This is a genomic window from Acuticoccus kandeliae (assembly GCF_003073115.1).
The window spans coordinates 1378319-1398245 of record NZ_QBBV01000001.1 but is presented as its reverse complement, the minus strand read 5'-3'; the positions used below and the strand labels follow the sequence as shown (position 1 = coordinate 1398245).

Annotated in this window: 22 protein-coding genes; 4 read left to right on the top strand and 18 right to left on the bottom strand. The window is 69.1% G+C overall.

Going from position 1 to position 19927, the window contains the following annotated elements; genetic code table 11:
• Entirely contained in the window at positions 1–2055 is a 2055-nt protein-coding gene (locus tag DBV35_RS06410) for a SpoIIE family protein phosphatase (RefSeq protein ID WP_108659359.1), read from the top strand.
• Here the strand turns inward: DBV35_RS06410 and DBV35_RS06405 are convergent.
• On the bottom strand, positions 2037–3344 hold the full coding sequence (locus DBV35_RS06405; protein WP_157961604.1) for an adenylate/guanylate cyclase domain-containing protein: 1308 nt from the start codon (positions 3342–3344) through the stop codon (positions 2037–2039). The two genes, DBV35_RS06410 and DBV35_RS06405, sit on opposite strands and share 19 nt — an antisense overlap.
• 152 nt (positions 3345–3496) lie before the next feature.
• Complete coding sequence (locus DBV35_RS06400) at positions 3497–4399, bottom strand: LysR substrate-binding domain-containing protein (RefSeq protein WP_108659357.1); 903 nt, start codon at positions 4397–4399, stop codon at positions 3497–3499.
• A gap of 383 nt (positions 4400–4782) precedes the next feature.
• On the opposite strand from DBV35_RS06400, the gene DBV35_RS06395 reads away from it, so the two are divergent.
• Positions 4783–5643 carry an EamA family transporter gene (locus DBV35_RS06395; RefSeq protein WP_108659356.1) on the top strand — a complete coding sequence of 287 codons (861 nt, stop codon included), beginning with the start codon at positions 4783–4785 and terminating at the stop codon, positions 5641–5643.
• 3 nt (positions 5644–5646) lie between these two features.
• On the opposite strand, the gene DBV35_RS06390 is transcribed toward DBV35_RS06395, so the two are convergent.
• From DBV35_RS06390 to DBV35_RS06380, 3 genes are all read right to left on the bottom strand, one after another.
• Positions 5647–6507, bottom strand: a complete 861-nt coding sequence (locus DBV35_RS06390; protein WP_108659355.1) for a CE1 family esterase — start codon at positions 6505–6507, stop codon at positions 5647–5649.
• A 30-nt stretch (positions 6508–6537) separates the two neighbouring features.
• Positions 6538–6720 carry a hypothetical protein gene (locus DBV35_RS06385; RefSeq protein ID WP_108659354.1) on the bottom strand — a complete coding sequence of 61 codons (183 nt, stop codon included), beginning with the start codon at positions 6718–6720 and terminating at the stop codon, positions 6538–6540.
• 63 nt (positions 6721–6783) lie between these two features.
• Positions 6784–7830, bottom strand: a complete 1047-nt coding sequence (locus tag DBV35_RS06380; protein ID WP_108659353.1) for an FAD-dependent oxidoreductase — start codon at positions 7828–7830, stop codon at positions 6784–6786.
• Between the two features lie 127 nt (positions 7831–7957).
• Between DBV35_RS06380 and DBV35_RS06375 the strand changes: the two genes are divergently transcribed.
• Entirely contained in the window at positions 7958–9322 is a 1365-nt protein-coding gene (locus DBV35_RS06375; RefSeq protein ID WP_108659352.1) for an esterase-like activity of phytase family protein, read from the top strand.
• Positions 9323–9358: 36 nt separating this feature from the next.
• Here the strand turns inward: DBV35_RS06375 and DBV35_RS06370 are convergent, their stop codons facing one another.
• The 4 genes from DBV35_RS06370 to DBV35_RS06355 all read right to left on the bottom strand — a co-directional run bounded on the left by DBV35_RS06370 (position 9359) and on the right by DBV35_RS06355 (position 13244).
• Positions 9359–10177: a DUF4396 domain-containing protein gene (locus DBV35_RS06370; protein WP_108659351.1), complete on the bottom strand. Its 819-nt coding sequence runs from the start codon at positions 10175–10177 to the stop codon at positions 9359–9361.
• A gap of 88 nt (positions 10178–10265) precedes the next feature.
• Positions 10266–12422, bottom strand: a complete 2157-nt coding sequence (gene thrS, locus DBV35_RS06365; RefSeq protein WP_108659350.1) for a threonine--tRNA ligase — start codon at positions 12420–12422, stop codon at positions 10266–10268.
• A 79-nt stretch (positions 12423–12501) separates the two neighbouring features.
• Positions 12502–12807, bottom strand: a complete 306-nt coding sequence (yidD, locus tag DBV35_RS06360; protein ID WP_108659349.1) for a membrane protein insertion efficiency factor YidD — start codon at positions 12805–12807, stop codon at positions 12502–12504.
• Complete coding sequence (locus DBV35_RS06355; RefSeq protein WP_108659348.1) at positions 12804–13244, bottom strand: iron-sulfur cluster assembly scaffold protein; 441 nt, start codon at positions 13242–13244, stop codon at positions 12804–12806. Before DBV35_RS06355 ends, yidD begins: the two co-directional genes overlap by 4 nt.
• Positions 13245–13309: 65 nt before the next feature.
• Between DBV35_RS06355 and hisI the strand changes: the two genes are divergently transcribed.
• Positions 13310–13708, top strand: a complete 399-nt coding sequence (gene hisI / locus DBV35_RS06350) for a phosphoribosyl-AMP cyclohydrolase (protein ID WP_108659347.1) — start codon at positions 13310–13312, stop codon at positions 13706–13708.
• Between the two features lie 30 nt (positions 13709–13738).
• Here the strand turns inward: hisI and DBV35_RS06345 are convergent, their stop codons facing one another.
• The 9 genes from DBV35_RS06345 to DBV35_RS06305 form a co-directional block, all read right to left on the bottom strand.
• The gene (locus DBV35_RS06345; RefSeq protein WP_108659346.1) at positions 13739–14176 is read right to left on the bottom strand and encodes a DUF805 domain-containing protein; all 438 of its coding nucleotides are present in this window, start codon (positions 14174–14176) and stop codon (positions 13739–13741) included.
• 106 nt (positions 14177–14282) lie between these two features.
• The gene (locus tag DBV35_RS06340) at positions 14283–14711 is read right to left on the bottom strand and encodes a CBS domain-containing protein (RefSeq protein WP_108659345.1); all 429 of its coding nucleotides are present in this window, start codon (positions 14709–14711) and stop codon (positions 14283–14285) included.
• 62 nt (positions 14712–14773) lie between these two features.
• Positions 14774–15577: a rhomboid family intramembrane serine protease gene (locus DBV35_RS06335; RefSeq protein ID WP_108659344.1), complete on the bottom strand. Its 804-nt coding sequence runs from the start codon at positions 15575–15577 to the stop codon at positions 14774–14776.
• 129 nt (positions 15578–15706) lie between these two features.
• Entirely contained in the window at positions 15707–16225 is a 519-nt protein-coding gene (locus tag DBV35_RS06330; RefSeq protein ID WP_108659343.1) for a gamma carbonic anhydrase family protein, read from the bottom strand.
• A gap of 14 nt (positions 16226–16239) precedes the next feature.
• Positions 16240–16500: a DUF3126 family protein gene (locus tag DBV35_RS06325; protein WP_425428462.1), complete on the bottom strand. Its 261-nt coding sequence runs from the start codon at positions 16498–16500 to the stop codon at positions 16240–16242.
• A gap of 168 nt (positions 16501–16668) precedes the next feature.
• Positions 16669–17484 (bottom strand): serine O-acetyltransferase, encoded by an 816-nt coding sequence (gene cysE / locus DBV35_RS06320; RefSeq protein ID WP_108659341.1) that lies wholly within the window; start codon positions 17482–17484, stop codon positions 16669–16671.
• A 57-nt stretch (positions 17485–17541) separates the two neighbouring features.
• The gene (locus DBV35_RS06315) at positions 17542–18297 is read right to left on the bottom strand and encodes an alpha/beta fold hydrolase (protein ID WP_108659340.1); all 756 of its coding nucleotides are present in this window, start codon (positions 18295–18297) and stop codon (positions 17542–17544) included.
• Positions 18297–19337: an NAD(P)/FAD-dependent oxidoreductase gene (locus tag DBV35_RS06310; RefSeq protein WP_108659339.1), complete on the bottom strand. Its 1041-nt coding sequence runs from the start codon at positions 19335–19337 to the stop codon at positions 18297–18299. Before DBV35_RS06310 ends, DBV35_RS06315 begins: the two co-directional genes overlap by 1 nt.
• Positions 19337–19657: a 2Fe-2S iron-sulfur cluster-binding protein gene (locus tag DBV35_RS06305; RefSeq protein ID WP_108659338.1), complete on the bottom strand. Its 321-nt coding sequence runs from the start codon at positions 19655–19657 to the stop codon at positions 19337–19339. Before DBV35_RS06305 ends, DBV35_RS06310 begins: the two co-directional genes overlap by 1 nt.
• Positions 19658–19927 lie beyond the last annotated feature (270 nt).

The window sequence follows — 19927 nt, the reverse complement described above, 5'->3', positions numbered from 1 at the left end:
ATGCTCCTGCGCACGCGCATCACGCTCCTCCTCTCGATCGCGCTGATCCTCGTCATCGTCGCGCTCGTCGGCCTCGGCACGATCCGCTCCGGCCTCGAACAGGAGCGCCTCGCCGACATCGCGATCGACAGCCAGAAATCGCTCTGGAGCAGCCTCGTCCGTGACAAGGCGGACGATCTCAACACTGATGCGTCCGAGCTCGCCGCGCGGATCTCCGTCGCCGCCGCCGACCTCGCTCCGTCCGACGTCGTGCGCGTGCTTCAGGATTCGCCCGACCTCGTGCCCCACAACATCACCGTCCAGGTGCTCGGGCTCGACGGCGAGGTGATCGCCTCCAACGACCCGCTCTTCCGCTCCCGCCCCCTCCTCGGCACGCCCGCGATCGATCTGCTGACGACCGGCGTCGCCTCCCTCCAGGGCCTGCGCCAGGAGCGGCCCGATCGTTATGTCGTCGCCGCCGCGCGCGCGATCTCGGTGCGCGGCGAGCCGAAGGCCGTGCTCAGCCTCGCGATCGACGCGCAGACGGTGATCGAGAGCCTCAGCGAGCTGACCGGCGGCCCCGCCTATCTCGTCTCGCTGCGCGGGCGCGTGATCGCGGGGACGGACTCGGCCCTGTGGGAACTCGCCCGCCCGATGCTCCCCCGCCGCAGCGCCGGGGCGGAGTTCCTGTCGGCCGGCGAGAAGCTCTATTTCGCGGCGGGCTCGCCCGTCGACGATCTCACCGGCGGCATCGCCGGCACGCTCGTCACGCTGCGCGACGCGACCGACAGCGTCACCGCCACGCGGCGCCTCGAACAGCGCGGCCTCATCCTCATCGTGACCGTCAGCCTCCTGATGATCGCGGGGCTCTACGTCTTCCTGCGCCAGGCCTTCAATCCGCTGGAAGCGGCGATCGCGACGCTCGGCTCCCTCTCCCAGGGCGACCTCTCCTCCCACCCGGAGCCCGGCGGCGCGGGCGAGATCCGCCGCATCGGCGAGGCGCTCGTCATCTTCCGCCGCAACGCGCTGCGCCTCCTCGAACAGGAAGAGGGCATCACCCGCCAGCGCCGGCGCCAAGAGCGGGTGATCCGCCGCCAGCTCGAACGCCTCGCCGAGACGCTCGACCCGGAAGGGCGCGCCGACGTTCTCGCCGACCTCAAGGCCATCATGTCCGAGCCGGGCCGTGAGGGTCAGGCACAGCACCGGCCGAACGAGGAGCTCGCGATCCTCGCCGAGGTGCTGCAGCGCATGTCCCAGCGCATCACCGACCAGCACCACCGCCTCACCGAGCTCATCAAGGAGCTGCAGGGGGCGATCATCACCCGCGCCCGCCTCGCGGCGCTTGAGCAGGAGCTCGACATCGCGCGCGAGCTGCAGCTCTCCTTCCTGCCGCGCCCCCTCCCGCCCCATCCGCGCTTCGCGATCAGCGGCGTGATGGAGACGGCGAAGGAAGTCGGCGGCGACTTCTTCGACTATTTCATGATCGACGAGAACCGCCTCGGCATCGTCGTCGCGGACGTGTCGGGCAAGGGCGTCCCGGCGGCGCTGTTCATGGCGATCAGCCGGACCCTCATCAAGGCGACCTCGCTGCGCGCGGTCTCACCGGCCGCGACCATCACCGAGGTGAACGACTTCCTCGCCGTCGACAACGAGCAGATGATGTTCGTGACGGTCTTCCACGGCGTCCTCGACCTCACGACCGGCCGCCTCGTCTACGTGAATGCCGGCCACAATCCGCCGCTCGTCACGGGCCCGCACGGGCCGGTGCAGGTGCTCGCGCGCACCGGCGACCCCGCCCTCGCCATCATGGAAGGGCTCGAATATGCCGAGCGCGAGATCGTCATGGCGCCCGGCGACCTCCTCTTCATGTACACCGACGGCGCGACCGAGGCCTTCAACATCGAGGGCGAGGCGTTCGGCGAGACGCGCATCGAGACCGAGGTGGACGGCTCGCGCAACGAGACTGTCGACACGGTGGCCGAGACCGTGCGCGACGCCGTGCTCGAGTTCGAGCGCGGCGCCGATCGTGCCGACGACCTGACTTGCGTGGCGCTTCGCTATTTCAGCGGCGGGTGATTGATCATGGCCCGCTGCGCGCGGCGCCAGACCCCGTCCCAGCTCGCCGGCGGCGGGTCCGCCTCGAACGCGTCGACGCGCTCCAGCATCATCGCGGCCGGCACGTCGACCGGGTCGATCTCCAGGCACGCATTGAAGGCCTTGCGCGCCTTGTCCCATTCGCGCGCACGGATCGCCGCGAGGCCCGACTGGTAGGTGTCGACAAGCTCCAGCACGGCGGGGTCCACGTCTTCGGGCGTGCCGAGCAGGGCGAAGACGGTGACGGGCCGCTGCGAGCCGCGCACGGTGAGGCGGTCGATCTCGCGGAAGACGAAGCCCTCGCCCGCACGCTTCGCCGTCTCCTCCGCGACGAGGATCTTCTGCCCGTAGGCCTTCGCCGCCTCCTGGAGGCGGGCGGCGATGTTCACGGCGTTGCCGATGACGGTGAAGTTGCGGCTCGATGGCGGGCCGATATCGCCGGAGAGGACGTCGCCGGTCGCAACGCCCACCACCGCGTCGAGATTCTCCGCGTGCTCCACCCCGTTCGCGACGAGCGCGGTGCGCAACTCCGGCAGCGCGTTGATCTGGCCGAGCGCGGCGCGGCAGGCGTCGCGCGCCTGCGTCGCGTCCTCGGTGAAGGGCGCGCCCCAGCAGGCCATCGCCGAGTCGCCGATATATTTGTCGGTGATGCCGCCGGCCGCGCTGATCGGCTCGGTCATCGCGGCGAGGAAGCGGTTGAGGAGGTCGACGAGCGCGTCGGTGTCGAGCCGCTCGGACCAGCCGGTGAAGTCGCGCATGTCGACGAAGGAGATCGTCATGTCGCCGCGCCGGTTGCGGGCGGCCTCCGTGCTCGACAGGATCCGGTCGACGATCCGCGGGTCGACATATTCGCCGAAGAGCCGCTTGATCTTGCGGCGCTTGCGCTCCTCCGTCATGTCGGAGAAGACCACGACGACGCCGAAGCGCTGCTCCTCCCCGTCATCCCCGTCGAAGGTGAGGAAGGAGGAGGCGACGAGGAGGTCCGTGCGCTTGCCTTCGACCTGAAGCGCGACTTCGACCGAATGCATGGTCGTCGCCTCGTAGACCGCCTTGAAGACGACCTCGTTGAAGTCGTCGAAGCTCTCCTCGGCGAGGAATTCCTCCGCGAAGGAGTGGCCGAGAACCTCCGTCGGGTCCTTGCCGAGGATGCGGCCGGCCGCGCCGTTGAAGGTGATGATCCGTCCCGTCAGGTCGATAGTAATGACGCCGTCGCGCATCGATTCCAGGATGCGCTCGGAGATCCGCGCGTCGCGGTGCTCGACGTCGCTCATGCGGCCCCGACGGTGCGCGCCGGGCGACGCGCTGTGCTGCACGCCTCTGTTCGCGGCATGGCTTGCCCCTCCTCGGCTGTTACCGTCCTGACATCGGGAGCGCACAGAGGCAAGCGCGGCGCGGCCACGCCACACGAAATTCGCATCGGCCGCTAGCCCGGCGCGGCGCCGAGGCGGCCGGCCGTCGTCGCCGCCTCCTCGCCGATCCAGCGGCAGAAGATCTCCGCCTTGCGCTGCCGGCCCGCCCGGCGCATCGCGAGATAGCGCCGGCCGCTCGCGACGAATCCGAACGGGGCGATGAGACGGCCCGCGGCGAGATCGTCGAGGACGAGGATCTCTGGCGCGATCGCGACGCCGAGGCCGCCCGTCGCCCCCTCCAGCATGAAGTAGAAATGGTCGAACGTCGCGCCGGCGCCGGCACTCTGGGTCTCGGCGCCCGTGCGCCCGGTCGCCTCCAGCCATTCCGGCCACGCGCTGCGGCGCGTCTCGGTGTGGAGGCGGGGAAGGGCGAGGATGTCGCCGCCCGCGCGCGCCGCGAGCGCGGGTGAGACCACCGGGCCGACCCGCTCGACGAAGAGCTCCGTCACGACGACCCCCTCCGGCGCCGGCCCGCGCACGACGCGCACCGCGACCTCGGACCGCTCGCGCGCGATGTCGACCGGGGCGTCGGACTGGGTGAGCCGCACTTCGATCGAGGGATGGGCCCGTGCGAAGCGGTCGAGCCGGGGGATCAGCCAGCGCAGCGACAGCGTGCCGAGGCAGGAGACGTCGAGCGTCCCCTCCCCCTCGTCGCGCACGAGGCGAACCCCGGTCTCGATCCGATCGAACGCCTCGGTGAGGTGGGTGAGGAGGAGGCGGCCCGCCTCGGTGAGGACGAGCGCGTTGCGCGGCCCGTCGAAGAGGCGCACGCCGAGCGCGGCCTCGAGCCCGCGCACATGGCGGCTGATCGCGCTGTGGGTGACGCCAAGCTCGTCGCCTGCGTCCTTCATGCGGCCCTGCCGCGCCGTCGCCTCGAAGGCGCGCAGCGCGACGAGGGATGGGAGGGCGCGGCGCATGGACGATCCTAGGCTCCGGCCCCAATCAGGGCTGGACCTGCGCGCCGCCTCGGCTTGTCGTGGCAAGGCGCGTCGTCACAAGAAACCTGGCCGGTTTTCAAGGCCGCGCAACGCCGCGACGGCAAGCCGGGGTGCCGCCCGAAGGGTTGGCCGGAACCGGCCGATCTGCGGGCGGAAGCCTCGTCGAATATGCCTGGCATGTCCCGCCTCGCCTTCCGCAGCGCATTTCGACCGGGTCTGACCCCAACTGAGGCCCTGTCCTGGTTGGGGCCGGAGCCTAGCAAGCGGCGTCGGGGCGAGCCAGCTCCTTCGTGCGTAAAACTCACGAACTAGCTTCGATATATTCGGTTGGCTGGCGGTCCTTCGTGCCGCATGTGAGCGGAATGGACACAGCCCCATCCCTCGACACACTCACCTTCCTCGCGATCCTCGCCGCCGCCCTGATGCACGCGAGCTGGAATGCGGTCGTGAAGGTCGGGCTCGACCGCTTCTCCGCGATCCTGATGCTGTCGATCGCGCAGGGCGTGATCGCGCTCGTCCTCCTCGCCGTCTTTCCGTTCCCGGCGCGAGAGGCGTGGCCGTGGCTCGTCCTCTCCGGTCTCCTCCACACCGGCTACAAGCTCTTCCTCATCCGCGCCTACGCGCACGGCGATCTCGCGCAGGTCTACCCCCTCGCACGCGGCGCAGCGTCCATGATGGTCGCGATCGTCGGCGCGCTCTTCCTCGGCGAGGATCTCAGCCTCACCGGCGGCATCGCCGTCCTCACCATCGCGCTCGGGGTGATCACCATGTCGCTGCGCGGCGGAGCGGCGCGCGGGCGCACGCCCCCGAAGGCGATCGCCTATGCTCTCGCCACCGCGTGCTTCACCGCGAGCTACACGCTGGCGGACGCGGTTGGCGCGCGCCTTTCGGAGACGGCGTCCGGCTTCACGATGGCGCTCTTCGTGCTCGACAGCCTCTTCATCAGCACCTTCGCGGCGGCGACGCGCGGGTGGGTCGCCTTCACGCGTCTTTCGACCGCGTGGCGGCCCGGCATTCTCGCGGGCGCGCTCTCGCTCGGCTCCTACTGGGTGGCGATCTGGGCGTTCACGCGCGCGCCGGTCGCGCTGGTGGCGGCGCTGCGGGAATCCAGCGTCCTCTTCGCCCTCCTCATCGGCGTCCTCATCCTCGGCGAGAGCGCCGGGCGGTGGCGCTGGACCGCCGCGACGCTGATCCTCGGCGGCATGGTGCTGATGCGGGTCTGAGCCTCAGCGCGTCGCCTCGCCGGCGAAGCGCGCCTCGACCCAGTCGGCGGCCATCCCGGCCCACTCGGCGTCCGGCGGGGTGTGGCCGCCCGGCCAAAGGGCGAGTTCCAGGTCGCCCGCGGTGCACGAGGTCCAGCGGCGGCGCCAGTAGCGCCCCTCCGTCTCGAATTGGTCGGCCCGCAGGAGGTCGCAGCCATTGACCTCGCGCCAGCGCGCGAGCCCCTCGAAGATGTCGCCCTGGTAGATCGCCCCATCGCGCAGCGGCCGTCCTTCCAGCGGCACCGTCTGGTCGCGCCAGCCGTGGGTGTGGAGCATCCGGATCGGGCCGTCGCAGGTGGTGGGGATCGGCCGCCAGAAGCCGCCCGCATAGGGCGTGTAGAGCGCGGCGAGGTCCGCGTCGCGGCAGGCGAGATACCAGACGAGCGAGCCGCCGATCGAATAGCCGGTCAAGATGATGCGTGACCGGTCCACCCCGTGGCGGGCGACCGCGTCGTCGATGATCTCGCGCGTGAAGGCGAGCTCATCCCGGAGGCCCGGGCTCTCCGGACGGAAGAACCAGCCGGGGCCGAAGCGGCTGTCCGGCCGCTGGAGCCCGTTCGGCGCGATCACGACATAACCGCGCGCGACGAGGGCCGCGGCGAAATCGGCGTCGAAGATCGTCGCGCCGCTGCCGCCCGCGCCGTGGAAGTAGATGAAGGTCGGACGTGGTGCGCCGCCCGTCCCGGCGGGGGCCATCACATGATAGGTGCCGAGCGGCGTCTCGCAGGCCTCCTCACGGGCGCCACAGGCGGCGGCGGGTGCGGCCGCCGCGATCGCGACGAGCCACACGGCGACAAGCGCGGCCGCGGCGAACCGCGCCGGCATCGGGGACAGGGAGGACAGGACCCGCGCGCCTCAGTCGTGCCGGCCGGTGTGCGTCGGCGGCGGCAGCGGATCGCTGGCCGGGAAGGATTCGTCCAACGCCTCGTCGAGTTCCTCGTCCGTCAGCACCGGATCCTCCGGCACGGGCGGGGCGTCCTTCGCGGGCGTCGACGGCTCGGGTGCGTCCTTCTTCGGGCGTCGATCGTCGTCGACCATCTCAATCTCCTTGAGCGCCTCTTTCCCTAACATGGCGCAATCGGCGCCCGCCCCCAATGGCTCCTAAATCAAAAGACGCGTGACGACGCCGGCACCGCGCAACAGCGTGTCGCGCGCGAGGCGCGCCGCCGGCGACGTGGACGACAGGAGGCGATAGGCCCGGTCGGTGCCGCCGACGATGCGCCGCGCATGGCGCGGGCGGGCGGCGAAATAAGGCGCGAGGTCACCCTCGTCCGCGGCGTCGGCGAAGGAGAACGCGTCGGCGATACCGAGATTCATCCCTTGCCCGCCGACCGGCGAATGGGTGTGCGCGGCGTCCCCGGCGATCGCGATCCGCCCCCGCCCCATCGCCGCCGCGACGCGCAGATTGACGGTGAACGGGTTCGCCCAATGGACCTCGCGCACATTCATCATGCCGCGCGCGACGCCAAGCACGTCCGGATGGTTGCCGATCGCGCGGAAGCGCCCGTTGCCGAGCGTGATGAAGAAGTTGATCTCGCCCCTCTCGCCGAGAACCGCGCACGCGTCCTCCTCGTAGGGCCAGTCGCAGGTGATGTCGGCGAGGCTCCAATCGTTCGGGAGGACGCGCCCCTCGAAGGCGATGCCGAGGGCGGTGCGCGTCGCGCTGTGAGAGCCCTCTGCGCCGAGCGCGAAATCGGCCTCCACCGCGCTGGTCTCGCCCGTCTCGCGGTCGGCAAGGGTGGCAGAGACGCCGCGATCGGACTGGGTGATCGTCTTCAGCTCCGTGTTCCAGCGGACGGAGCCGCCGATCCGCGCCAGCACCTCCGCCATGATGCCCTCGGTCGCGCTCTGGGGCAGCGCCACCATCGTCGGCCAGCGCCGGTCCTGGCCGGGCACCTTGATGCGCGACAGCACCGCCCCGTCGCGCATGATCCGCACGCGCCGCACGCGCTGCCCGGTCTCCAGGATGCGCTGGGCGGCGCCGGATGGGGCAAGCAGGGTCAGCGAGTTGTGGTTCACCGCGACGGCGCGCGACTCGTCGGTGATGCCGGGGTCGCGGTCCGCGATCGTCACACGATGGCCACGACCGATGAGCGCGATCGCGGCGCTCAGACCGACCGGCCCCGCACCGGCGATGAACACGTGCATGACGACCTCCCGAGGCTGCCGAGATGCAAGAGATATGGGGCTTTGCCGAACTGTCAAAGAACAGTCATCGGCCCGTCAATGGCAGCCGCTACCGGCATCGGCACCAATCACGCAATGGAGAGTTTCCATGCTTCGTCACACCGGTCTCGCGGTGGCGCTTTCGGCGCTGATGCTGGCTCCTGCCCTCGCGCAGGACGAAACCGTGTTCCCGGCGACCCTCGCCGGCCACGCCTACATCCCGGCCCTGTCGCTGATCACGCCCCCGGCCGATGCGCCGGCCGACGCCTGGATCAGCGGCAAGTTCGCCGGCGGCGACAACCGCATCGACGCCCCGATGAGCGTCGAGGGCGATGTCGGCGCCTTCCACGGCAAGCGCGGCACGGGCCTCTTCTTCCCCTTCATCGGCCAGCCCCTCCAGGGTTTCTCCGGCTTCGCGATGGAGCGCGCCGAGGACGGCTCGATCTACGCGCTGACCGACAACGGCTTCGGCTCCAAGGCCAACAGCCCCGACACGCTCCTCTTCTTCCACAAGCTGACGCCGGACCTCGAGAACGGTGCCATCTCGGTGAAGGAGACCATCTTCCTGAAGGACCCGAACAAGGTCGTCCCCTTCCGCATCGCCTATGAAGGCACGAAGGAGCGCTACCTCACCGGCTCCGATTTCGACACCGAGAGCCTCCAGATCGTCGGCGACGAGATCTTCATCGGCGACGAGTTCGGCCCCTACATCATCCGCGCGACCAAGGACGGCGTCGTCACCGGCGTCTACCCGACGATCCTCGACGGCGCGGTCCTCAAGGGCCCGGACAACCCGTCCGTGCGCGTCCCGGCCGTCGCCGGCAAGGATTTCCGCGTCGCCCGCTCCGGTGGCTATGAGGGCATGGCGCTCCAGCCGGGCACCGGCCTCCTCTGGGCGATGCTCGAGAAGCCGCTCATGGACGAGACGGGCGCGGCCGGCGAGCCGGTCCTCACCGTCATGGCCTTCGACCCGAAGACCACCGAGTGGACGGGCGAGGTCATCAAGTTCCCGCTCGCCGACGGCGCCACCGCGATCGGCGACTTCAACTTCATCGACGAGACCCGCGCCCTCGTCATCGAGCGTGACAATGGCGAAGGCGACCCGAGCCTGAAGTGCGAAGGCGAGGCGACGCCGGACTGCTTCCCGAACCCGGCGATGATCAAGCGCATCGTCCTCATCGACACCGCCGACGTCCACGAGGACGGCACCGTGCGCCGCATCGGCCACATCGACCTCATGAACATCGACGATCCGAACGGCCTCGCCCTCCTCGACACGGCCGCCGACCGCGACATGAGCGGGACCTACACCGTGCCGTTCTTCACGATCGAGGACGTCATGAAGATCGACGACACGCACATCCTCGTCGGCACCGACAACAACCTGCCCTTCTCCTCGGGCCGCCAGCTCGACGAGGCGATGAACAACGAGTTCTTCCTCCTCTCCGTGCCGGAATTCCTCGCGGCGAAGTGAGCCGCAGGACGCGCGGCGGCGCGCTTCGGCGCGCCGCTACATCACCTCCTTGATGCCGGCCTTCAGGAGGAACCAGTTGGCGGGGTAGCTCGTGGCGAGCCCCGCCAGCATCGCGACCTGCATGAAGAACCAGAATTCCGGCATGGACGCCTCGAGCGGCACGCCGAAGACCGCGCCGAACAGCCAGAAGTGCGCGATCCCCATCACGCCGTACATGCCGACCTGCCACGCCGTCAGCGACAGCGCGTCCGCCTTCAGCGCCGCGACGATCCCCTCGACGAAGCCGAGCCCGCGCATCGGCACGATCGCGAGATACTGGAAGACGATGCCAAAGCCGAAGGCGAGGATGAAGTCGAACACCCAGACGGCGAAGATCCGCTCCGAAAAGAGCGACTGGTAGCCGAACGCCAGCGCGATCGACGGCACCAGGAACATCAGGATCTCGGCGAGGATGTCGCCGACCGTGCAGCCGGCCCCGCAATGGAGCGCCCCCTTGGCGACGGAGACCGGAAACGGCGTCGGCGCCTGCGCCGCCATCGGCCGGCCGCCGCCCATCGGCGCGCCCTCGCCCATCCCTGCGTGGCTCATCCCGGCATGGCTCATCCCGGCGTGGGCCATCCCGGCATGGGCCATCCCCGCGTCCGCCATGGCGTGCTCGGGCGGCGCCGCGCGGCCATAACGCCAGTAGAACCAGATGCCGGGCAGGATGAGGAAGAGCATCACCACCGGCCACACGACGTTCATGATCCCCATGTGCTGGGGACGACGCACGACATCGACGGCGACCACGGCCGCGCACACGACCGCGATCACCAGCGAGGCGATGGAAATAAAGTGAAGACTTGCGGGGACCATCGATCCCTCCTTGCGGGTGCTGTCCTTTAGACAATCACCCTAGCAAGAAGGTTGGTTCCGATGCCGCCCCGCAAGCGGGTCCGGCGGACTACTCCGCCGGGTCGACCGTCATCCGCTCCGTCTCGCCCGCGAGGGTCGAGACGGTGGCGATGCCGCCGCCGCGTTCGGTGAGGATGCGGCGCGCCATCTCGACGGCCTCTTCGCGATGCTCGAACACGTCGCTCGAGAGGCCCTCAGCGCCGTCATTGACGACGAAGCCCTCGAACACCTCGACGACGTCGATGCGCTGGTCGGACCGGGTCGCGCCGCGCTGGGCCTCCAGCGCACGCTTGAGGTCCGGGGCCATCGCCTCGTAGGCGAGCTCGGCCACGATCTCGTCGAGCGGCACCGTCTTCGAATCGCGCGAGCCGAGGCGGCGCACGTTCACCGTCCCCTCCTCCGCCTCGCGATGGCCGACGACGAGGATCACCGGCACCTTCGCCGTCGAATGCTCGCGGACCTTGTAGTTGATCTTCTCGTTGCGCAGGTCCGTCTCCGCGACGAGGCCGGCGGCGTGGAGCGCGGCCGCGACCTCGCGCGCATAGTCGTCGACGTCGGAGACGATCGTCGCGACCTTCACCGGCATCGGCGAGAGCCACAGCGGCAGGTGGCCGGCGAAGTTCTCGATCAGGATGCCGAGGAAGCGCTCCAGCGAGCCGAAGAGCGCGCGGTGGAGCATCACCGGCACGTGCTTCTCGCCGTCCGGGCCGATATAGAACGCGCCGAGACGGCCCGGCATGTTGAAGTCGACCTGGAGCGTGCCGCACTGCCACTCGCGGCCGATCGCGTCACGCAGCGTGTATTCGAGCTTCGGCCCGTAGAACGCGCCCTCGCCCTTGTTGAGGCCCCACGGACGGCCGGTCGAGTCCAGCACCTTCTTCAGCGAGGCCTCGGCCTGGTCCCACACCTCGTCCGTGCCGACGCGCTTTTCGGGGCGGTCGGAGAACTTGATGTCGATATTGTCGAAGCCGAAGTCGGAGTAGATCGAGAGGATGAGGTCGTTGACCTTCAGGCACTCCTCGGTGATCTGCTCCTCGGTGCAGAAGATGTGCGCGTCGTCCTGCGTGAAGGCGCGCACGCGCATCAGGCCGTGGAGCGCGCCCGACGGCTCGTAGCGGTGCACCTTGCCGAACTCGGCGACCTTCTCCGGCAGATCGCGATAGCTCTTCAACCCGTTCTTGAAGACCTGCACGTGGCCAGGGCAGTTCATCGGCTTGATGGCGAAGATCTTCTCGTCCTTCGGGTCGGTCAGGTACATGCCGTCGCCGAACTTCTCGAGATGGCCGGACAGGCGCCACAGCTCCTGGTCCATCAGCTCCGGCGTGTTGATCTCCTCATAGCCCGCCACGTTCTGGCGGCGGCGCATGTAGTTGATCATCGTCTGGAACAGGCGCCAGCCATTCTGGTGCCAGAACACGGCGCCGGGCGCCTCCTCCTGGAAGTGGAAGAGGTTCATCTCGCGGCCGAGGCGGCGATGGTCGCGCTTCTCGGCCTCCTCCAGCATCGTGACGTAGGCGTCGAGCTGCTTCTTTTCGGCCCAGGCGGTGCCGTAGATGCGCGTCAGCACCTCGCGGTTGGAATCACCGCGCCAATAGGAGCCCGCGACCTTCGTCAGCTTGAACGCGTCGCCCACCTGGCCGGTCGAGACCATGTGCGGCCCGCGACAGAGGTCGAACCAGTCGCCCTGCTTGTAGATCTTGACGTCCTGGTCCTCGGGGATCGCGTCCACGAGCTCGACCTTGAAGCCCTCGCCCATCGCGGCGAACGTGTCGCGCGCCTTGTCGCGCGGCCACACTTCCTTGGTGAAGGGCCGGTTCGCCGCGATGATCTCGCGCATCTTCGCCTCGATCTTCGGCAGATCGTCGGTGGTGAAGGGAGTGTCGCGGTAGAAGTCGTAATAGAAACCGTCGCGGATCACGGGGCCGATCGTCACCTGCGTGCCGGGCCAGAGTGCCTGCACGGCCTCGGCCATGACGTGCGCCGCATCGTGACGGATGAGGCCGAGCGCCTCGTCGTCCGCCCGCGTGACGAAGCGGAGCGCAACGTCGCGGTCGATCGGATCGGCGAGATCCGCGAGCTCGCCGTCGACGGTCATCGCGATCGTCTTCTTGGCCAGCGACTTGGAGATGGAAGCGGCGATATCCGCGCCGGAAATGCCAGATTCGTACTGGCGGGACGCCCCGTCGGGGAAGGTCACGTTGATCATGGTCTCTCGCCCACTCGCTGCCTACGGATGCAGGTAGGTGGGCTCTATCTAACGGGTCGGGCGGCCAATGCAATCGGGTTCAGAGGTCGAGCCGCGTCGCCGGGTCGATATGGGCCGCGCTCCAGCGCGCATGACGCCAGGGGCGGCGCCAGGCGTCGGGCGGCAGGTCGGGCACGGGGTCGAAGCCCGACGCGCCGAACGGATTGCACCGCAGGATCCGCGCCAGGGTGAGCCACGCGCCGACCCACGCGCCATAGCGCTTGATCGCCTCGTCACCATACTGGGAGCAGGTGGGAAGGTATCGGCATTGCCGTCCGAGGAGCGGCGACAGGATGACGCGATAGATGTAGATGAGGCCGCGCAGCAGCGCGGCGACCGGCCTCACGCCGCCTCGGCGACCTGGGCGGCCTTGCGCGCCGCTTCGAGCGTCGCCCCGAAGGTGAGAAGCGTCGAGGCGTGGCGGGATTTGTGCTCGCGCACCGGCTCCAGATAGGCGAGATCGGCCCAGCGGCCGGTCGGCGGGGGGCCGTTCTCCTTCAGCATCGCGGTCATCTCGCGCTCGACCTCTTCGAGCTCGGGGATGGTCGCGCCGATGACATGGCTCGCCATGATCGAGGACGAGGCCTGGCCGAGCGCGCACGCCTTCACGTCGTGCGCGAAGTCGATGACGACGCCGTCCTTCATCTTCACGTCCACCGTCACCTGGCTGCCGCACAGGCGCGAACGATGGGTCGCCGACCCGTCCGGATCATCCAGACGGCCGAGGCGCGGGATGTTGGCGGCAAAGCCGAGTATCTTGTCGTTATAAAGGTCGCTGAGCATAACGATCCTCCGCTTTCCCCATATAGGACAGCGCCAACGCCACCGAAAGACGAAGGGTTCACGCCGTGCGCGACTTCCCCGCCCCCTCCCCCGACAAGGCCGTTCAGGAGCTGGGCGACACGCTCTCCCCCAAATTCGGACCCGACGGGCTCGTCACCGCGCTGGCGGTGGACGCGGCATCCGGCGAGGTGCTGATGCTCGCTCATATGGACCGCGCCGCCCTCGCCGCAACGATCGAGACCGGGATCGCGCATTATTATAGCCGCTCGCGCAAAAGCCTGTGGAAGAAGGGCGAGACGTCCGGCCAGATCCAGACGGTGGTGGAGATGCGCGTCGATTGCGACCAGGACGCGATCCTGCTGCGCGTCTCGGTGGGGGGCGATGGCGGGGCCTGCCACACCGGCGCCCGCTCCTGCTTCTATCGCGCGGTCGGCCCGGACGGGGCGCTGACGCGGGTCGGCTGAGGCTGAGCCCGCCCGCCCGCCCGCCGCGCCTCAGGGCGCGTCCGTCTCGCGGCGCCGGCCGGGGACGAGGGCGAGCACGATCGCGATGAGGAGGCCCGCCCCGATCGTCGTCCCCTGGTCGCCGAGCTGGATCGTCGCGCCGTAGACGAGGGCGTAGCCGAAGGCGATCAGCCAGCCGGGCAGCCCGATATCGCGGGCGCGCTTGGCGACGATGTTGAGGTTGGCGAAGAGGTAACCGGCGACGATCACCGCCATCGCGATGAGGAGCGGCACCGGCGCCATGTCGATGAAGAGGGGCTGCCCCGGATCGCCGCCCATGCGGGCCATCGCCGTGCCGAGGAGGCCGAAGGCGAGGAGCGCGGCGAAGAGGACGAGGACCAGCACGATCCCCGAGATGAGCCAGAGGAGGATGAACCGGCCGCGGCCGAGCCGCCCATCGGCGACATCCCCCAGATAGTCGCGGAACATCGATCGCCCTTTGCGCTCACTCTGTCGCGTTCACGGGTGATCGACGCCCGCCGCCGCGTCAAGGTGCGAGGGCCACGGCCCCCGCCCCGGCGCGGTTTCTCTCGGATCAGACCGAGTGGATGTAGGCCTGCATGTCGTCGCGCTCGCGCTCGGCCTCCTCGATCCGCTCCTTCACGACGTCGCCGATCGAGATCACGCCGACGAGGCGCCCGTCCTCCACCACCGGCATGTGGCGGAAGCGGCTCGCGGTCATGCGGCTCATCACGTCATGGATCGAATCGTCGATCGTGCAGGTCTCGACCTTCGCGGTCATCGCGGAGGATGCGGGCGAGGAAAGCACGCCCGGCCCCTCGCGGGCGATGACGCGCACGAGGTCGCGTTCGGACAGGATGCCGGCGAGATGGCCGCCTTCCATGATGAGGAGGGCGCCGATGCGCCGCTTCGCCAATTCCTCGGCAACCGTTTGAAGCGTGGCGTGGGGCGGCATTGTGAACAGGTCGCCACCCTTCCCCCGAAGGATCGTCTTTACACTCATTACGGGACCTCCCCATCGGTTCTTGGTTGTATGAGGATGCTCCCACAATTTGGCGAAATTGCCTACTGCCTCACCGGATCAAACAATCGGAACGCGAAGAGGCCCACCAGAAACCCGCCGAGGTGGGCTTCCCAGGCGATCGAGACGCCGCCGCCGGCGACCGAGCCGCCGAGCCCGATCAGGATATTCATGCCGAAGAACAGCACGATGAAGACGAGCGCGGTCTTGTTCTGGAAGATGCCGCTCAGCGAGCGCGCCGGGCGGCGATAGGACGCATCGTCCCCGCCCCGCCCGAGGCCGAGCGGGCCGCGCCCCTCGAAGACGAAGCGCGCGGCGGCCGCCATCTGCCCCGCGATCGCCGCGGACGCGCCGACGACGGGCACCGCCTCCCCCATGTGGAAGACGAGGTGGAGCGCCGCACCGCCCGCCGCCGCGGCGGCCGAGAAGAGCCAGAAGCGCAGCGGGCCGAAACGGCGCGCGACGGCGGTGCCGAAGATCAGGAGCCAGACCGCGTTGGTGATGATGTGCGCCCACGAGCCGTGGAGCAGCGCGTAGGTGAAGAAGGTCCACACGTCCGCCGCGACGCCGCCGGGGAAGCCGACAAGGTCGCCGCCATAGCGGGCCGGGACGAAGGCGAAGAGGGCGAGGACGTTGAGATCCTCGCGAAAGCTCAGCGTCGCGCGCACGAGGTGGACGATGATCATCAGCCCGATCATCGCCACCACCGCGCCCGGCATCATGAAGAGCGGCTCGCGCGGGGGGCGCGGAGGCGGCCCGTCGTCCGTGTGGGAGGGCGGGTGGCCGGGCGGAAGGTCCGCGGGGGGTGCGGCCGAATCGTCCCGCTTGATCTGGGGAATGTGGGGCATCAGCTGGCCGGACGAAGGCGGGTGGGCGGAACGGTCCGTCGCGCTGGCATGAGGGTCGGGCCGCCTTGCGTGTGTCGGAGGGCGCGCCTTGCGGCGCCGGTGGGGATCATGCCGACCACATTGGGCGGATCAGAGCGGTTCGCAAGCGGTGGAATAGCGCACGGCGTTGTCGATGTACCAGCGCGTGCCGCCCGCGATCCGCGCGATCTCGGCCTCGGTGAGGTCGCGCACGACGCGCGCCGGCGCCCCGACCGCGAGCGTGCCGGGCGGGATGATCTTCCCTTCCGGCACCAGCGCGTTGGCGCCGATCAGCGCCTTCTCGCCAATGACGGCGTGGTTGAGAACGGTCGCCCCCATGCCGATCAGCGCGCCCTGCCCGATCGTGCAGCCGTGCAGGATCGCGCGATGGCCGACGGTGACGTGCGGCCCGATCGTGAGGGGCACGCCGATATCGGTATGGCAGACCGAGTTGTCCTGGACGTTGGCGCCCTCGCCGAGCTCGATCCAGTCCGCGTCGCCGCGCAGGACCGCACCCCACCACACCGAAGCGGTGGGGCCGAGCCGGACACGCCCGATCACGGCCGCGGTCGGGGCCACCCACGACCGCGGGTCACATTCGGGCGCGATCCCCTCGAGGCGATAGAGCACCGAAGGGGCGCCGGTCAGGCGCCTTCGAGATCGACTTCCAGGATCGCCATCGTGAAGTTCCACGACAGCTCCCCCTCGTCCTCGTCGCGATAGAGGACGCCGATGAATTCTTCGCCGAGATAGACTTCTGCGGAATCGTCCTTGCGCGGACGGGCGCGCACGGACAGCGTGTCGTTGGCGAAGGTGCGCCGCATATACGCTTGCAGTTTCTCAAGCTCTGCCTTTTTCACCCTCGACTCCAATCTCTCTGATTTACACTGGTCCCGCGCGGCCACGGCCGCGCTGTCGAGCGGCACGCTGCCCGATGCCGCCGCGGCGATCAACCGTTGGAACGGCCTTTTGCAGACGCGCGGTCGAGACAACCACGCACCGCGCGCCTTTTCCACGCGAACTTTCGCAAATTCACAACCAATGATTGGCGCGGACCGGGCCGCGCCGGCGGCTCAGCGCTCGTCGGCGAAGTCGGCGAGGATCTGGTCCATCGTGCGCGAGGGCTCGCTGCAGCCGGCCGCGCCGACGATGCGCGCGGGCACGCCCGCCACCGTCACGTTGGGCGGGACGGCCGAGAGGACCACGGAGCCCGCCGCGACGCGCGAGCACGCGCCGATCTCGAAATTGCCGAGGATCTTCGCCCCCGCCCCGACGAGGACGCCGGAGGAGATCTTCGGATGGCGGTCGCCCCGCTCCTTGCCGGTGCCGCCGAGCGTCACGCCCTGGAGGAGCGAGACGTCGTTGCCGAGACGGGCCGTCGCGCCGATCACCACCCCGGTCGCGTGGTCGATGAAGATGCCGCGCCCCATCGGCACCGCCGGATGGATGTCCACCTGGAACTCGGCCGAGGAGCGGCTCTGCATCATCAGCGCGAAGTCGCGCTGGCCGCGGGTCCACAGCGAGTGGGCGACGCGGTGGGCGGCGAGCGCCTGGAAGCCCTTGAAATAGAGAATGGGCTCGATCGTCCGCTCGCACGCCGCGTCGCGGTCGAACACGGCGAGGATGTCGGCGCGGAAGATGTCGGCGAGGTCCGGATCGTCCTCCAGCGCCTCGCGGAAGGCGTTGCGGATGTGGGTCGAATGGAGGTGCGGGTCCTGAAGGCGGTTCGCCACGCGCTCGGCGATGGCGTCTTCCAGCGTCGGCTGGTCGAGCACCGTGCCGTAGACGAAGCCCGCCAGCGCCGGTTCATGCTTGGCGATCGCCTCGGCCTCCGTGCGGACGCGGCGCCACACGGGATCATGCGAAAGGATGATAGCGGGTTCGCTCATGACAACTTCTCCAGCCGGGCCCGCAAGGACATAAGCAAGCGGGCCGGTCACGGCAAATCACAAGCGGGCGGCATCCAGGAATGCGACGACCTCGCTCTTGTGGAGCTTGTCGCCCACCGCGCTCATATGGTCCCGGCCGGGGAGTGTGAGCGCCTTCGCGCCCGGGATCAACGCCGCGAGTTCGTCCGCCGATCCGGCGATATCGTCGTTCTCGCCGGCGACGACAAGGGTCGGCACGCGGATGGAGGCCGCGCTCTCCGCGCTGAAGGCCTGGCGCGAGGCGCGGATGCAGGCGGCGAGCGCCTGCCGGTCGCCCCCCGTCTGCCCGGCGAAGACGCGGAAGGCGCGCGCCGCCTCGTCCGGAATGTCCTCGACGGAAGGGGCCTCGAGCGCCTCGGCGATCGACTCGCTGCCGCCGATCCCGGCGATGAGATTGCTCGCAAGGCCCGCGATCACGAGCGCCCAGAGCCGGTCGGGCGCCGCGACGGCCGCGAAGGCTGCGATGCGCGCGCCCATCGAGTAGCCGAAGAGCGCCGCCTTCTCGACGCCCGCCCCGTCGAGGACGGCGATCGCGTCCGCCGCCATCATCTCGGCGCGATATCGGGCCGGGTCGTAGAGCTTCTCGGACTTGCCGTGGCCGCGATTGTCGAGCGCGAGCACGCGATAGCCGGCGCGCTTCAGCTGGCTCGTCCAGGACGTGTTGACCCAGTTCACCATCCGGTTCGACGCGAAGCCGTGGATCAGGAGGACCGCCGGGCCCTCGCCCTCGTCGAGATAGTCGATGGTCACGCCATCGGAGACGACGCTCGGCATCAGGCGACGCCCAGCTTCTTCTGCAGCTTGGTTGAACTCGTGGTGTACTGGAACACGATCCGCTCCTCGGGCGAGACGATGCGCTTCGCCGCCTGGGCCATCAGCGCCGCTTCGTGGAACCCGGACAGGATCAGCTTCAGCTTGCCGGGATAGGTGTTGATGTCGCCGATGGCGAAGATGCCGGGCTCCGAGGTCTGGAACGTCTCGGTGCTGACCGGGATGAGATTTTCCTCAAGGTTCAGACCCCAGTCCGCGATCGGGCCGAGCTTCATGGTGAGGCCGAAGAAGGGGAGGACGCGGGTCGCGGGGATCGTCACCTCGCCGTCCCCCGTCGCGACGGTCAGCGTCTGGAGCGCGCCGTCCGCACCGCCGATGGCGCTCACCTGGCCGATCAGGAAGTCCATCGCCCCGTCCGCGACGAGCGCGCGCATCTTGTTCACGCTGTCGGGCGCGGCGCGGAACTGGTCGCGCCGGTGGACGATCGTCACCCGCTCGGCGACGGGCTGGAGGTTCAGCGCCCAGTCGATGGCGGAGTCGCCGCCGCCCACGATCACGAGGCGCTCGCCGGCGAAATCGTCCATCCGCCGCACGGAATAGAAGACACTCGTCCCCTCATAATCCTCGATCGTCGGGATGTGGGGGCGCTTGGGCTGGAACGAGCCGCCGCCGGCCGCGATCACGACCACCTTGGCGAGGAAGTGCGTGCCGGCGTCGGTCTCCACGAGGAAGGCGCCGTCCTCGCGCCGGGTCAGCGCGGTGACCATCTGGCCGAAATGGAACTGGGGGTCGAAGGGCGCGATCTGCGCCATGAGCTGATCGACGAGGCCCTGGGCGGAGATCACCGGGTAGGCCGGAATGTCGTATATCGGCTTTTCGGGATAAAGCTCGGCGCACTGGCCGCCGGGCTTGTCGAGGATGTCGACGAGATGGGCCCGCATGTCCATCAGGCCGAGCTCGAACACCGCGAACAGACCGACCGGCCCGGCCCCGACAATCAGAATGTCGGTTTCGATCGGGGGGTTGATCGCGGTCCCGCTCATCAGGCCTGACGCTCGGGAACCTTGACCACGAGCCCGTCGAGGGCGTCGGTGATCTTGATCTGGCAGGACAGGCGCGAGCCCTCATTCACCTCGAACGCGAAATCCAGCATATCCTCCTCCATCGGCGACGGCCCGCCGACTGTATCGCGCCAGGCCTCGTCGACATAGACGTGGCACGTCGCGCACGCGCAGGCGCCCCCGCACTCGGCGTCGATCCCCGGAACCATGGATCGCACCGCCGCTTCCATGACGGTCGATCCGGTGTCGGCCTCGACCTTATGGGTTTCGCCGTCGTGGGTGATATAGGTGATGGTGGGCATGGGTCCTCGCAGCGCTTGCGAGCGACATAACCATTCGGCCGGATGCGTCAAGCGGATCGGCGGGGTGCGGCACCGTCACCCCTCCCCCGGAGCACTCCCGATTTCCACAGACGGCGCCAAAGGTTAACAGCATTAACCTTAACATCCAGCAAGGGGTCGGCTTCCTTGTTCGCCCTGTGCGAGTATGGCATTAGCAATTCATTAACGGCTGACCGAGGCGGCATCTTTGCACCGCCGAACTTCCGTGGCCCAACAGGGACCACGACAAGC